We start from the raw sequence: 14,649 nt of genomic DNA on the forward strand, positions 1-14,649 counted from the left end.
CGGGGCTTCAGGCTTAGCGCGAGTCCACCAGCACCGGGCAGTTCACTTGGTCAATGACCTTGTTGCTGATCGACGGGTCCAGCAAGCGCCCCAGTCGATTCATATGGCGATGGCCCATAAGGATCAACGCACAATCGAGCCGCTGGGCTTCGCTGACGATCGCCGCCACGGGGTCGACCTGGGCCAGCTTGCCTTCACTTTCGAAGCCAAAGCCGCGCAAGCTTTTCAGTGCCCGTTGGACTGCGCCAACCGCGTGGCGCTGTTCTTCGGTGGCGGCTGGAAACTCCTGTTGCTCGTACAAGCTGATAGCCCCAGGGCCATCGCTGAGCGCGAAGGCTGCGTCGATGGCCAGCAGTACATGCAGGCGGTGGCGGTTGGGCTGGCAGTATTGCCGGGCCAGTTCCAGCAGCCCTTGGCAGGCGCTGGAACCATCAATGGCAATCAGGACGGGGCTGAGCATGCAGGGCTCCACGGGGCGAGTTGCGAGCCGGTCATTGTTGGCCAAAGGCGAGGGCGGATAAATGGCCTGGTGTGCACTGTGTAGTTGTGTGCAGCGCAACTCGAAGGTGGCTGTCGAACTGGTAACATGAGGCCTCCCCAGCCCTTGGATACCTGGCAATGCAGATCCCGGATATGAACCTGTTGGTCGCCCTCGACGCGTTGCTCGATGAGGGCAGTGTGGTGGGCGCTGCACGGCGCATGAACCTGAGTCCTGCGGCCATGAGTCGAACCCTGGGACGTATCCGCGAGGCAATTGGTGACCCGATTCTGGTGCGCGCCGGGCGCGGGCTGGTGCCGACGCCGCGTGCGCTGGCACTGCACGATCAGGTACGGGCGCTGGTCGAGCAGGCCGGGCTGGTATTTCGCAGCCGTGAGGAAGTTGAGCTGGCCACCCTGGATCGGGTGTTCAGTATTCGCACCAATGACCTGTTCATTGCCCTGTACGGTGCGCAATTGCTGCGTACCATGCACGAGCAGGCGCCGCGTACCGTGCTGCGTTTTGTGCCGGAAAGCGGCGGCGACGACGATGCGGTACTGCGTGATGGGCGCACCGACCTGATCGTCAGTTCCACCGTTGACCTGGGGCCGGAGATCAAGGTGCAGAGCCTGTTCAACACCATCTACGTCGGCCTGGCGCGCGAGGAACATCCGATCTTCGACGCTGAAATCACCCCAGAGCGCTTTGCCGCCTATCCGCAAATCAGCGTGTCCCGCCGGGGGCGTGCCAACGGACCGATTGATCTGGAACTGGCCAATTACAAGGTGCAGCGCCATGTCGCGCTGATCACGCCAAGTTTTCACTCGGCAATGTTTTCCCTGCCGGAGTCCGATTTGTTGCTGCCGATGCCGGCCAACATCCTCACCAGCGTGACCAAGCTGGGCTTGCCGCTGCGCTCGTTCCGCATTCCGTTGCCGATGGAACGGGTTACGGTAATGCAGGCCTGGCACCCACGCTTTGACAATGACCCGGCCCACCGCTGGCTGCGCCAAACCCTCAAAGCGTGCTGCAGCGAGCGCCCGTGATCGACGGATTGCGTTTGCTGCACTCGTAAACTGCCAATATGTCAGTTTTCGTCATCATTGCCGCTTCATAGACTTCTGCCGGTAGCTGTTCCCCCCGGAGATGTCTGTAATGAGTTCGTTGACTGCGTTGCCCTCTGCTGTCGCGCCTCCACCTGTGGCTGGAGCCGCAGCGCCGAGCGCATTCGGCCTGCGCATCGTGGTCGGATTGCTTGGCGTGTTGCTGGCCGTGTTGTGTGCCGGCCTCAACGAAATGGTGACCAAAACGTCGCTTGCCGATATTCGTGGCGGTATGTTCATCGGTGCCGATGAGGGGGCCTGGTTGATCGCGGTGTATGCCGCGGCGTCGGTTTCGGCCATGGCCTTTTCGCCGTGGATGGCCGCGACGTTTTCCCTGCGGCGCTTCACCCTCTGTGCGATCGGTGCCTTTGCGCTGCTTGGGCTGTTGCAACCCTATGCGCCGAATCTGTCCAGCCTGATGCTGTTGCGCACCCTGCAGGGGCTTGCGTCGGGCGCCTTGCCGCCGATGCTGATGAGTGTCGCGCTGCGCTTCTTGCCTCCCGGCATCAAGGTTTATGGCCTTGCCGGGTATGCCCTGACCGCCACCTTTGGGCCGAACCTGGGCACGCCGCTGGCAGGGTTGTGGACCGAGTATGTCGGTTGGCAGTGGGCGTTCTGGCAGATCATCCTGCCATCCTTGCTGGCCATGGCTTGTGTCGCCTGGGGCTTGCCGCAGGACCCGCTGCGCCTGGAGCGCTTCAAGCAGTTCGACTGGCGCGGTGTGTTACTCGGTTTACCGGCGATCTGCTCGCTGGTGATCGGCCTCACCCTGGGCGATCGCATGGGCTGGTTCAGCTCGCCGTTGATTTGCTGGTTATTGGGTGGCGGCCTGGTGTTGCTGGTGTTGTTCATGCTCAACGAATGGTCCGAGCCGTTGCCGTTCTTCAAGTTGCAGATGCTCAAGACCCGTAATCTCACCCATGCGCTGGTCACCTTGTTTGGTGTGCTGATCGTGCTGACCGCAGCGATTCTCATCCCATCGAGCTACCTCGCTCAGATCCAGGGTTATCGTCCGGCACAGACCGCTCCGTTGATGCTGTTGGTGGCCTTGCCGCAACTGCTGGCGCTGCCATTGACCGCGGCGTTGTGCAACATCCGCGCCGTGGACTGTCGCTGGGTTCTGGCCACCGGCCTGGGCATGCTGGCACTGTCCAGCGCGTTGGGCAGCCAGCTCACCAGTGAGTGGATTCGCGACAATTTCTACCTGCTGCAGATGCTGCACATCTTTGGCCAACCGATGGCTGTATTGCCCTTGCTGATGCTTGCCACCGGTGGCATGACCCCGCAGGACGGCCCGTTTGCCTCGGCCTGGTTCAACACCATCAAGGGCCTGGCTTCGGTGGTCGCCACGGGTGTGCTCGAGGCATTGACCACGGTTCGCCGACATTTTCATTCCAACACGCTGGTCGACAATCTGGGCAATTCGCCGTTGGTCGACAGCCAGATGCCGGGGTTGGCCAAGCGCATTCACGAACAGGCGCTGGTGCTGACCTCGGCTGATCTTTACCTGTGCATGGCGGTGCTGGCTGCGGCGCTGATCCTGCTGATTCCTTTTGTGCCTACACGAATCTACCCACCGCGTGCGGTGGCCTAGGCGCCTGTTCTGAGAGAAAGATATGACGACGATAACGACGCATCGAAAAACCGCCTTGATTGTTGCCGCGTTGGTGGTTGCAGGGCTGGCAGGTGTCGTCGGCCCGATGCTGTTGGGCCGCGATACCGAGCAGAGCACCAACGACGCCTATGTATCTGCCGATTACACCGTGGTTGCGCCGAAAGTGGCGGGTTTTATCAAACAAGTGCTGGTTGAAGACAACCAGCAGGTCAAGGCCGGCCAGGTGCTGGCGCTGATCGACGACCGTGATTATCAGGCCGCACTGGCGGCGGCCCAGGCGCAACTGTTGGTGTCCACCGCCCAACTGCACAATGCCCGGGCGACCCTTGAGCGCCAGGCATCCCTGATCGCCCAGGCACAGGCGGCGGTAAGCGCCGACCAGGCTGAACTGGCGTTTGCCAATCATGAGCTGACCCGTCACAGCCGTCTGGCCGAGCAGGGCGCCGGCACCGTACAGAACGCCCAGCAGGCGCGCAGTCGAGTGGATCAGGCGCGTGCCCGCCTGGCCAATTCGCAAGCAGCGTTGGCCGCGACACGCAAACAAGTGGATATCCTTAGCGCGCAGGTCGACAGCGCCGAGGGTGGGCTCAAGCATGCCCAGGCAAGCCTTGAGCGAGCACAGTTGGATCTTTCCTATACCCGCATCGTCGCCCCCATAGAGGGCATGGTTGGCGAGCGTGCCGTGCGCGTCGGTGCCTATGTCAATCCGGGGGCTCGGCTGTTGTCGGTGGTGCCCTTGGAGCATGCTTATGTGGTCGGCAACTTTCAGGAAACCCAACTGACCCATGTGCAGCCTGGGCAACCGGTGCAGATCCTGGTCGATACCTTTGCCGACGAATACCTCAAGGGGCATGTCGAGAGTATCGCGCCGGCCACGGGTGTGACCTTTGCGGCGGTCAAGCCGGACAACGCCACCGGTAATTTCACCAAGGTGGTGCAGCGGATTCCGGTGAAGATTGTTTTTGATGCCGACCAACCTTTGCTGCAGCGCCTGCGCGTTGGCATGTCGGTGGTGGCGAAAATTGATACCGGCGCCCAGCTCGTCGGCGGTGAAGAGGTCAGCGCCCGATGAAACCTGCGTTCGCCTTGTGCCCTTTGCTGCTGAGCCTGCTCGCCGGTTGTACCTTAGGCCCCGATTTTAACCCACCTTCGAGCAAGGCCCCGGCCCATTGGCCTGCGCTGCAGGAGACGCCAGCGCCGAGCCAGGCCCAGGCCGAACCGCTGGAGCAACGTTGGTGGGAGAGTTTTCACGACGCCAAACTCAGCGCCCTGATCGAGCGCGCCACGCAAGGCAACCTCGACCTACAGATCGCCAGCGCGCGATTGCTGCAAAGCCGTGCGCTGCGTACCAGCATTGCTTCCGAGCAAACCCCAGCAGTGGACCTGGACGCCGGTTACAACCGGGCCCGCAACAGCGCCCAAGGTCTGAGCGACCCCTCGGGCAAAGGCGGAAAGTCGGCGTTCAATCTCTGGCAGGGTGACCTGACCGCCAGTTGGGAGCTGGATCTGTGGGGGCGGGTACGTCGTCAGGTCGAAGCTGCCGATGCGGTGGTGGAAGTCGCCGAGAATGACCGTCGCGGCGTGTTGCTGTCATTGCTGGCCGAGACCGCCGGCAACTACATTCAATTGCGTGCGGTGCAGAGCAACCTGACGGTCACCCGGGAAAACCTTGAGGTTTCGCGCCATAGCCTGCGCCTGTCGCAAATGCGCTTGCGTGATGGTGTCGCCACCACGCTGGACGTCGCCCAGGCCAGTGCTCAGGTGGCGTCTATCGAGGCGCGCCTGCCAACACTGGAAGAGCGTCAGGCGCAACTGATCAATGCCCTGAGCCTGTTGCTTGCCGAGCCACCGCGCAGCTTGCAGGCCCAATTGCTGACGCCGGCCGCGATGCCGGCGCCGCAGCAAACTTTTGCGATTGGCGTGCCCTCGGAGCTGGCGCAGCGCCGCCCGGATATCCTCCAGGCCGAAGCTCAATTGCATGCCGCCACCGCCAGTATCGGTGTGGCCAAGGCTGATTTCTATCCGAGCATTCGCTTGTCGGGCAATGTCGGCTTTCAGTCGATGCAGTTGTCCGACTTCGGTGGCTGGGATTCGCGCCGATTCGGCATCGGGCCGCAGTTGAGCCTGCCGATATTTGAAGGTGGGCGCCTGACAGGTGTGCTCAAGTTGCGCGAGGCCCAGCAGCAGGAAGCCGCGTTGCAGTATCAGCAAGTGGTGTTGCGCGCCTGGCATGAGATCGACGATGTCCTGCGGCTGTACAACGCCAGCCAGTTGCGCCGCGACCTGTTGGCCGAAGCCGTGCGCCAGAACCGCATTGCCTTGCAGACGGCGCAGCAGCAATACGTCGAAGGCGCGGTGGATTTTCTCAATGTGCTCAGTGTTCAGGGCGCCTTGCTGGCCAGCGAGGAGCAGTGGATCGAGAGCTCGGCCGCAGTGTCACAGGCCCTGGTGGGTTTGTACAAGGCCTTGGGCGGTGGTTGGCAGGCATTCGACCCGGCGATGACGGCCGCCGTTACAGCGGACGATTGAGGCCAAAGCGCTTCTTTAGCACTTTGTCCAGCAGCGAACGCGGCAGCCAGCGGGCCAGCAGTGGCAGGGCATGGCTGCCGTTACCCAGGCGGACCAGGGACGGGGTGGGTTGTTTTTCCACTGCCGCCAACAGGCCCTGGGCGAAGACTGCTGCTGATGTTGGACGGTCCTGCGAGGCGCGGGCGCGGGCGTGGATCTGTTCGCGCAGCGGCCACCAAGGCGAGTCGGCTGCCAGCACCTGCTCGGCCTGAGTCTGGGCGTTGTCGGCAAACTGTGTGGCAATGGCGCCTGGCTGCACTTCCATGACCCGGATGCCCATGGGCGCCAGCTCCAGGCGCAGGGCATCGCTCAGCGCATGCACCGCAGCTTTCGACGCGCAGTAGGCACCCGCGAAGGGAGTAACCAGAACCCCGGAAACACTGCCGATATTCACCACCAGGCCTTTATTGCGCCGCAGCGCCGGGAACAGCGCACGGGTGACGCCAACCAGGGCAAACACATTGGTTTCGAACTGGCGCTGCAGGGCTTCGACGCCGCCATCGAGCAACGGCCCCATGGCGCCGTAACCGGCGTTATTGATAAGAATATCGAGGCCGCCATGCAGCGCCTGGATTTCCTCGCTCAAGCCTTGCAGCGCCTGGGCATCGTTGACGTCCAGCTGGCGTCCGGTAAAACCGGCAATGTCCAGGCGTGATACATCGTCGGCTTTACGTGCCGTTGCCCAGACTTCATAACCGGCATCTCTGAAACGCTCGGCCAGGGCACGGCCAATGCCGCTGGAGCAACCGGTGATAAGCACGATGGGCATGGACGATCCTTCGCAGCGCAGAAGAAGAGAGCTCGATCATACCCAGCTCGCCGGCAGACGGGAACGCTAGTTGGAAAAGCTGCCGCGCAGTTGTTCGGCCCTGAACTCCAGGGACTGCGGGCGGTAACCGGCGCGCAACGCAGGCAGCGGCAGGCAGTCACTCCATTGGGCACCGGGCTGCAACGCGCCTGGGCCACGGTAACGCGGTGCGCTGTACGTGTTTTCGCTGAGGTTGACACTATCGCCGGGGGCGTAGGCCGCGACGCGCCAGCGCAAGGTTTGCAGGGGCACTTCGTTAGCGTTTTTCATTTCGACGCGCAGGGGGCGGTCGGCGGGGCAGGTTTGTGGCGCATAGCTCAGGCGCAGCTCGAGCCGGGCCAGTTGGCGGGTTTCACGGTTGTCCTGCCAGACCACCCACAGCGCCACCAGGCCGAGGCCGAAAATGGCCGCCACGGAAATGGGCAGGGCTTTGGCGGGATAGCGCAGCAGCAGAACCAGCCAGGTGAGGACGAGCAGGGCGCCGATAAGCATGGACACAGCCTTGAATGCGGATGTGCCTTTATCCTAACCGCAAAAATGCTCGCCCTCAAAAGCATCGCCGGCATGCCCGGCTCCTACAGAGAATTGTGGGAGCCGGGCATGATTTTACTGGGCGATGGTCTTGATCGAGATGCCCCGCTCGATGGGTGTCGAGCGACCGTAGATGTCTTCGAAGCGCTCGATGTCGTCTTCGCCCAGGTAGCTGCCCGATTGGACTTCGATGATTTCCAGCGGGATCTTGCCCGGGTTGCGCAGGCGATGGACCGAGGCGATCGGGATGTAGGTCGACTGGTTTTCGGTCAGCAGGAACACGTTTTCATCACAGGTCACCTCGGCCGTACCGGACACCACGATCCAGTGTTCGGCACGGTGGTGATGCATTTGCAGCGACAGGCAGGCCCCGGGCTTGACCGTGATGTGTTTGACCTGGAAGCGTCCGCCCATGTCCACCGAGTCGTAGGAGCCCCACGGGCGATACACTTCGCAGTGGTTCTGGGTTTCGCTGCGGCCCTGCTCGTTGAGGGTGTTGACCAGCTGTTTTACGCCCTGAACCTTGTCCTTGTGGGCAATCATCATGGCGTCCTTGGTCTCGACCACCACGATGTTCTCAAGGCCGATCACCGAAACCAGTTTGCCGTTGCCATGGATCATGCAGTTGTGGCTGTCCTGGACCACCACATCACCTTTGGTGACGTTGCCATTGGTGTCTTTCTCGTGCACATCCCACAGCGACGACCAGCATCCGACATCGCTCCAGCCGGCACTGAGCGGTACCACGCAGGCGCGCTGGGTCTTTTCCATCACGGCATAGTCGATGGAGTTGTCCGGGCAGCAGGCGAACGTGGCGTCATCGATGTTCAAGGTGTCGTCATTTTCCTGGCTGCGCTCCAGCGTCAACAAGCAGGTGTCGTAGATGTCCGGGTCGTGCTTTTTCAGCTCTTCAAGGAAGCGGCTGGCGCGGAACAGGAACATGCCGCTGTTCCAGAAGTAGCCACCGGCCTGGACGAACTCCTTGGCACGTTTTTCGTCAGGTTTCTCGACGAACTGGGCAACCCGGCTGACGCCTTCCGGCAGCAGTGCGTCCTGGCTGGAACGGATGTAGCCGTAACCGGTTTCCGGCTTGGTTGCCGGCACGCCGAACAGCACCATTTCGCCACGCTCTGCGGCGACGGTAGCCAGGGCCAGGGCACGTTGCAGGGCTTTCTGGTCGTCGATCACATGGTCGGCAGGCAGCACAAGCATCAGCTCGTCACGGCCTTCGTTGATCAGTTTCATGGCTGCCAGGGCAACCGCTGGCGCAGTGTTACGCCCGAAGGGCTCAAGCAGGATGGCCTGGGTTTGCAGTTTCAGGCTGCTCAGTTGCTCCTGGACGATAAAAGTGTGGTCTTTGTTGCAGACCACCATCGGGGCGTCCATGCCTTCGAACACCAGGCGTTCGATGGTTTGTTGGAACAAGGTGTGTTCGCCGGTCAGGGCCAGGAACTGCTTAGGGAATTGCTTGCGCGACAGTGGCCACAGACGCGAACCGCTACCACCGGACAGAATGACTGGAATCATGAGTGTTCTCCGAAGATTGAAATAGGCAGTTGATTAACGGGTCGATACCGGGCGCTTGACCCAGACAGGCGACAGATTGCTGCCGGATCCGGTGACGTAAAGCACCGCTGCTTCGCCGCGCTCCAAGGCCACCGGCTTCAGATCGCTGACTTTTTTGTCGCCTTCATACAGGGCCAGGCTGACCTTGACCGGGTTGATCTCGCGCTCGCCACGGGCCTTGGCGGCCACCGGCTTGACCACTTCGGTCTTGCCGTCGGCGGTTTTCAGGGTCAGGGCCTGGTCAGTGAGGTTCTGTACCCGTACCAGGGATTTCTGTTTGTTCTTGAACGGCGGTTCCTCGACCAGTTGCGGCTTGCCCGAGGCGTTGTTGACCAGGGTGTAGTAATGATCGGAGGCGAGCTTGACCGGCAGGCTCTGGCTACCGAGCTTGGCGCTGTAGTCGCCTTGCGGCATGAAGCTGAAGTCGCTACTGGCCTGCGCGCCCACATCGTTGATCTGGGTGTTGCCGACGCTGGCGCTGACCGCTTGGTTGTCGGCGTTGTAGATGCGCACGAAGGTCGAACCTTTCGGCGCGCTCGGGCCATAGAGGGCGGCATCGGCGCCGGCCCAGGCCTGCAGTGAAAGCAGGCTCATACCGGCGGTCAGGGCAAAGGCTTTGGCAATACGGTGCTTGGTGGTCATGTGCGTTACCTCTCAGTGTTCCGTCCGATTGGACGACAGGGCCAGGTCTTGATTGGCATTACGGGTTTTCTTCAGCTGGGCGATCCACTGTGGATCGAAGTCGCTGAGGTCGTTCTTCATTGGCAGATAGCGTTCCGGGAACTCCCAGATCAGCACCTGTGGGGCGCTGTCCTTGAAGGCACCGCCCTGCAGGTACTTGAGCATTGGCAGCAGCGGGCCATGGCCGTCTTCGGCGTAATTGACCACGTCACTGCGCAGCGCTTGTTGCAGGGCGCCGAGGAAGTTCCAGTTGGGGTTGGCGCTGTAGCTGGTGCCGACCAGCGCCACGGGGATTTCGTTGTCGGCGAACAGCGCATCGTTGCTCGCGCTTGCGCCTTCGGCCGGGCGGGTGCTGCGCGCTTGCAGGGTGTCCGGTGGTGGCAGCAGGTTGCTGAACAGTGGGTCGAGCGGCAGGAAGTTGGTCAGGTCACCTTTGTACGGCGCGCTCTGGCGCTGCTCGGTAACGTAATGCTGCGGCTCGCCATTGAGCAGGTTCTGACGGCTGACAGCTTCTGCCAGGTGCTGGGCGACAACTTCGGCACCCATCGGCGTCCAGTGGGTGTCGGTGCGCAAAAACACCTGGCCCCGGCTTTTCGCGCTTTGCAGTGCAGCCAGTAGATCGGGGGCGAACACGCCCGCCTGACGGGCCTGGGCGTGGAACTCGTTGTACAGGTCGTTGTGCAGACTGGCCGGAGTCTGTTCGCCGATGTACTCGCTGTACAGGCGCGCCTTGGCCGGCACGATGGCAAGCACCAACTGCACGCCATGCTGTTGCAGGGTGTCGCGCACGCCGCGAATCAGCGCCAGGTTTTCCTGTTCGAACTGGTCGCTGTTGGCGACCGGCTTGAACTCTTCGTCGCTGAACAGCCAGTTGTCTCGACCCAGCACCACACCGGGGCGGCCTTCGTTGAACAGTTTGAAGTCCAGCGCTGCCCAGAGGTTGGTGCCGATGCGCTTGAGCGGGAACTGCGCGTCGTAATGGGTTTCGGCGGCCTTGGCCAGCTTGCCGTCGAGCACGCTCATTTGTGCCGTGCGCTGGAAGCTGCTCAGGCCGCCCAGTGACCACACCCCAAGGCCCAAAAGCAGGACGAGAAACAACACGGAGTAGAGTTTGCGTAATGATCGGGTCATGGTCGGCTCACTCAGAACTGGAAGTAGAGAAACGGCGAGTAGCTTTGTGCCGAGAGTTTGAGGATCGAGGCGACGAACAGCAGCAGCACCAGGGCGCGGGTGGCGTACAGCCCCCAATCCAGGCTCAGGCTGCCGTCGGCATGGACTGCCACCGGGCTGGCCTTGGGCGTTGGCTTAGCGTTGCGGTAGAAGTCGCGCAGGCCAAAGAACGCCAGGGTGGCGTAGGCCAGCAGCAGGGTTGCCACTTGCAGGCTGGTGAGGTTGGCGCGGTTGAGTTCAGACAACTGCCAGTCACCGAAGCTGAACATGGCGCCGTACATACGCCCGGCCACGTTGAGGTTTTCAGCACGGAAGATCACCCAGCCGACCACCACCAGGAGGAAGGTGAATGCCCATTTGATTGGGTTGAATCGCGGCGGGTTGGTGTCCAGGCCCAGGGCTCGCTCGATAGCCAGCCACATGCCGTGCCAGGCACCCCAGATGATGTAGGTGAAGTTAGCGCCGTGCCACAGGCCACCCAACAGCATGGTCAGGAACAGGTTGCGATAGGTGGCGAAGGTGCCGCCGCGATTACCGCCCAGGGTGATGTACAGATAGTCGCGCAGCCAAGTCGACAGGCTGATGTGCCAGCGCCGCCAGAACTCGGTGATCGACTGGCTGATGTAAGGCTGCTTGAAGTTCTCCATGAAACGGAACCCCATCATCAGGCCCAAGCCGATGGCCATGTCGCTGTAGCCGGAAAAGTCGAAGTACAGCTGTGCGGTGTAGGCCAGGGCTCCGAGCCAGGCATCGCCTGTGGTCGGGTTCTGCAGGGCAAAGCAATGGTCGGCGACCACCGCCAGGGTGTCGGCAATGAAGACCTTCTTGATAAAGCCCTGCATGAAGCGCGTACAGCCTTCGGAGAACTTGTCGAGGGTGTGGGTGCGGTGGTTGAACTGGTCGGCCAAGTCGCGAAAGCGCAACACTGGACCTGCGATCAGGTGCGGGAAAATTGCCACGAAGGCGGCAAAGTCGATCAGGTTGCGCGTTGCCGGGGTGTCGCCGCGGTACACGTCGATGATGTAGCTGATCGACTCGAAAATGTAGAAGGAGATACCGATCGGCAGCAGGACATGCGTGAGGATGAACGGCTCAAGCCCGAACGAGGTCATGATCTCGTTGATGCTGTCGACGCCAAAGTTGGCGTACTTGAAGTAGCCCAGGATGCACAGGTCAACGATGACCCCGAGCAGCAGCCAGCGTTGGGCCGGTTTGGTGCGCACACCGGCAGCACCTACTTTCAGGCCGATCCAGTAGTTCCACAAGGTAACCGCGGCAAACAGCGCGAGGAAGTCCACCCTCCACCAGGCGTAGAACAGGTAGCTGGCCAGCAGCAGCAGTGCGTTGCGATAGCGTTGCCCGCTCAAGTAATACAAGCCGAGAAAGATCGGCAGGAACAGGAACAGAAACACGTTGGACGAGAACACCATCCCGATCTCTCCTTGTCGTTATCCACAATCGGGGCAGCAGCCCCCCAAACCCCCCGTGAAAAATCACCGGGGAAACCAAGTCAACCAACCCTGTGGGAGCGGGCTTGCCTCGCGATGCGCTGCAAGACTCTTATGTGCTTAACGGGATAAGCCCGCGCCTACAGGTAATGCGTTATTTCTTTTCGTAGATCCGGGTCAGGTCACCGCCGAGGCGGAAACTCTTGAACGGTTGCATGTCGTGTTTTTTCTTCAGCGCGTCGGCGTTGCAGCTGTAAAGGCTGCACCAGGGTTCGAGCCAGGCGTATTTGCTGTCGATTTTCAGGTCACCCATGTCCTGTTTCTCACCGCTCTTGCTCTTGAACGGGCTCGGGTCTTTCACGCCGGACAGCACCCGCTCACCCAGGCGCTTGAGGGCACCGTTGTTTTCCGGGCGGACATCGACACCGTTGGCTTGGGCGAAACTTGCGATCATCGCCAGTGGCGGCAGGGCATAGTTGTGATAGGCCAGGGCGCGTTGTTTGCGGTGCAGTTCATTGGGCAAGAAGCCCTGGGCATCGACCTGATTGGCCGCTACCCGATACTCTTTTACCGACCAGTCGAACAAGTCGCGGCGATCGGTTGCCACGGCAGTGGCCATGACCGACCAGGCGGCCCAGTAGGAGTGGTTGTTGATCTTCTCAAGCGGCAAGTCGCTCCAGTCCTTGACCACTTGATCGGCCAGGCGCGCGAACCACTTTTCGATCAGCTCGGCTTGCTGCTGGTGGGCGGCCAGGGGCTGGGAGTTGGAGAACTTCAGTTGCAACCAGGACGAACTCAAGCTGCCCAGCGCCCATTTGCGCATGGACTTGCCGGTGTGGTTGTAGTCGGTAGACATCAGCGCGTCGGCACGTGCCCAGGTGCTCAGCCAGTCCAGCGTGCAATCGAGTTGCTGCGGGCGGCCGTCGCGCATGTATTGCATCACCTGCTTGCTGACCCCGCGCTCAAGCGTGGTGATGCTCGCGGTGGAGTCGCGGAAGGCTTTTTCCGAAGCTTTGTTCAAGGTCGCCCGGGCCTTGTCCGAGCCTTCGTACTTGCTGCGAAACTGCAGCTTTTCGGTGTAAGGCTTGGGGATGGCTTCGCACCTGTAGTCGCTGGGCCCGGTCTTGAGTTTTTCGATACCCGCGTAGTAACCCTGGGGCGGTACCAGGCCGGCGGCCTGCACCGCTGGGCCGACCAGCATCAGTGCTAATGCAAGCATCTTGAGCCGGCCCTTGTGGGAGTGGCTGAGTGTGGCGTGTGTGTTCATGAGCGGCTCCGTTTGCAGAGTGTGGCTTCAACCTTCTGCGTCCCGTTTTCCGGGCCCTGGACCTCCACTGCAAGCAAGGTCTGGCTGGCCCAGTCTTCATCCTCGCGCAATTGGAAGGCAAAACGGCCATCGGTATCGGACGTCTCCGGCTTTTCGATTTTCACGTTTTCGTGGCGGCCATTGAGGTACCAGAGCTTGGCCTGCAAGACCTTGACCGAGGTGTCTGCAAACTTGATGTCCAACTGGTGGCGGCCGTTGTCCAGATCCTTGATCACGCCACCCTTGCCGTTGACCATCAGTTCGTTGTTGCCCGGTTTGAGCGTGGCATTGGCGTGCATCAGCGCCGGCTTACCTTCGCAACCGTTGTCGAGCAGGGCGAGCATCTGCCGCCAGATGGTTTCCTGGTCCAGGCGATACAGTGGCGAGAACTCCCAGACAAGAATCTTCGGTGGGTTGTTCTTGAAGTCGTCGCTGCCCAGGTACTGAATCATCGAGCCTTCCAGGCCACCGCCAGGGAAGGCGACGTTGAGTACGTCGGCGCCGATGTATTGTTCTAGGAAACCGGAAAAGTTGTAGTTCTTGCCACTGTGGCTGGTACCCACCAAGGTGATCTGCGGGTTGCCGGAGTCGCCGAACAGGTCGTCGCCGCCACTTTCCCCCTTGGGCTCGGTGCTGAACTGGTCCATGTACTGCACGGCGTAGCTGGTGCCGCACAGTTGCCCAGCCACGTTGTGCAGGGTTCCGGTCTTGCCCATGCGCCCGGACTTGTGGCTCTCGAATTCGCGCTTTGGCACATCGGCAAAGGCCGGCATCTTGTGCACGGTCTGGGCCACGATCCTGGCGGCGCGCTCGGCGCCATACGGCGTCCAGTGCTGGTCGCCACGGAAGTAGAAGTCCTTGCCCTGGTCGGCCGCGGCCAGTTGCTCGTTGGTCAGCGGCGACAAGTCGGGCACGTTGTAGCCCATCTTGCTGAAGCGGGCGAGCATCGCCTGGTAATTGCCCAGGGCTTTCTCGTAGTTGAACGCGGCTTTTTCCGCTGGCTTGAGCATGTTGCGGTTCACCAGGCCGCGGGTCGGCTGGTAAACCACGACCAGCTCAATACCGCGTGCCTTGAACGCATCGTGCACTTGCTGCAGGCGTTTGTAGCCGGCAGGGGTGGTCTGGAACTCGGTGCGCAGATCTTCGCGAGTACGGAACAACCAGTCGCCCTGAGCCTGTACCAGGGTGGTGAAGTTCTGCTGGTAGCGGGTGGTGTAGCGGCTCGCATCGTGTGCTTCAGGGCACAGCTGACAGCACGGCTCGGCGCTGAAGGTGGGGGCCGTTACGGTGTCTGCATGGGCGCCATTGCTGATCGCCATGAGCGCAGCACTGAGTCCAAGCAGTTTGATCAAATGTGGGGTCATGTCGTGGCTTC

13 protein-coding genes are annotated in these 14,649 nt (G+C 61.5%); 4 read left to right on the top strand and 9 right to left on the bottom strand.

Translation table 11 applies throughout. The annotated features are described in order from the left end of the window. Positions 1-13 precede the first annotated feature (13 nt). Positions 14-460 carry a universal stress protein gene (locus H8F21_RS22555; RefSeq protein ID WP_203543590.1) on the bottom strand — a complete coding sequence of 149 codons (447 nt, stop codon included), beginning with the start codon at positions 458-460 and terminating at the stop codon, positions 14-16. A 158-nt stretch (positions 461-618) separates the two neighbouring features. Here H8F21_RS22555 and H8F21_RS22560 point away from each other — a divergent pair, with 158 nt between their 5' ends. The 4 genes from H8F21_RS22560 to H8F21_RS22575 all read left to right on the top strand — a co-directional run bounded on the left by H8F21_RS22560 (position 619) and on the right by H8F21_RS22575 (position 5,725). After that, positions 619-1,524 carry a LysR family transcriptional regulator gene (locus H8F21_RS22560; protein WP_203585374.1) on the top strand — a complete coding sequence of 302 codons (906 nt, stop codon included), beginning with the start codon at positions 619-621 and terminating at the stop codon, positions 1,522-1,524. Between the two features lie 109 nt (positions 1,525-1,633). Continuing rightward, positions 1,634-3,175, top strand: coding sequence for an MFS transporter (locus H8F21_RS22565; protein ID WP_203585375.1), 1,542 nt, complete (start codon positions 1,634-1,636; stop codon positions 3,173-3,175). 31 nt (positions 3,176-3,206) lie between these two features. Continuing rightward, on the top strand, positions 3,207-4,268 hold the full coding sequence (locus H8F21_RS22570; protein WP_203543651.1) for an HlyD family secretion protein: 1,062 nt from the start codon (positions 3,207-3,209) through the stop codon (positions 4,266-4,268). After that, entirely contained in the window at positions 4,265-5,725 is a 1,461-nt protein-coding gene (locus tag H8F21_RS22575) for an efflux transporter outer membrane subunit (protein ID WP_203585376.1), read from the top strand. The genes H8F21_RS22570 and H8F21_RS22575 overlap by 4 nt, the downstream gene beginning before the upstream one ends. On the opposite strand, the gene H8F21_RS22580 is transcribed toward H8F21_RS22575, so the two are convergent. From H8F21_RS22580 to H8F21_RS22615, 8 genes are all read right to left on the bottom strand, one after another. After that, positions 5,709-6,533 carry an SDR family oxidoreductase gene (locus H8F21_RS22580; protein ID WP_203585377.1) on the bottom strand — a complete coding sequence of 275 codons (825 nt, stop codon included), beginning with the start codon at positions 6,531-6,533 and terminating at the stop codon, positions 5,709-5,711. The two genes, H8F21_RS22575 and H8F21_RS22580, sit on opposite strands and share 17 nt — an antisense overlap. 66 nt (positions 6,534-6,599) lie before the next feature. Beyond that, on the bottom strand, positions 6,600-7,064 hold the full coding sequence (locus tag H8F21_RS22585; protein ID WP_203479467.1) for a multidrug transporter: 465 nt from the start codon (positions 7,062-7,064) through the stop codon (positions 6,600-6,602). 114 nt (positions 7,065-7,178) lie between these two features. After that, positions 7,179-8,630 (bottom strand): mannose-1-phosphate guanylyltransferase/mannose-6-phosphate isomerase, encoded by a 1,452-nt coding sequence (locus H8F21_RS22590; protein WP_203479468.1) that lies wholly within the window; start codon positions 8,628-8,630, stop codon positions 7,179-7,181. Between the two features lie 33 nt (positions 8,631-8,663). Next, positions 8,664-9,311, bottom strand: coding sequence for an alginate O-acetyltransferase AlgF (locus tag H8F21_RS22595; protein ID WP_203479469.1), 648 nt, complete (start codon positions 9,309-9,311; stop codon positions 8,664-8,666). A 12-nt stretch (positions 9,312-9,323) separates the two neighbouring features. After that, positions 9,324-10,481 carry an alginate O-acetyltransferase gene (locus H8F21_RS22600; protein ID WP_203585378.1) on the bottom strand — a complete coding sequence of 386 codons (1,158 nt, stop codon included), beginning with the start codon at positions 10,479-10,481 and terminating at the stop codon, positions 9,324-9,326. A gap of 11 nt (positions 10,482-10,492) precedes the next feature. Beyond that, on the bottom strand, positions 10,493-11,950 hold the full coding sequence (locus H8F21_RS22605) for an MBOAT family O-acyltransferase (protein ID WP_203585379.1): 1,458 nt from the start codon (positions 11,948-11,950) through the stop codon (positions 10,493-10,495). 172 nt (positions 11,951-12,122) lie between these two features. After that, complete coding sequence (locus tag H8F21_RS22610; protein WP_268963092.1) at positions 12,123-13,235, bottom strand: mannuronate-specific alginate lyase; 1,113 nt, start codon at positions 13,233-13,235, stop codon at positions 12,123-12,125. Next, a complete protein-coding gene (locus H8F21_RS22615; protein ID WP_203585380.1) occupies positions 13,232-14,638 on the bottom strand; it encodes an alginate O-acetyltransferase in 1,407 nt (468 codons plus the stop codon). Before H8F21_RS22615 ends, H8F21_RS22610 begins: the two co-directional genes overlap by 4 nt. Positions 14,639-14,649: the final 11 nt, after the last annotated feature.

This window comes from Pseudomonas arcuscaelestis (assembly GCF_016881005.1).
GTDB lineage: Bacteria > Pseudomonadota > Gammaproteobacteria > Pseudomonadales > Pseudomonadaceae > Aquipseudomonas > Aquipseudomonas arcuscaelestis.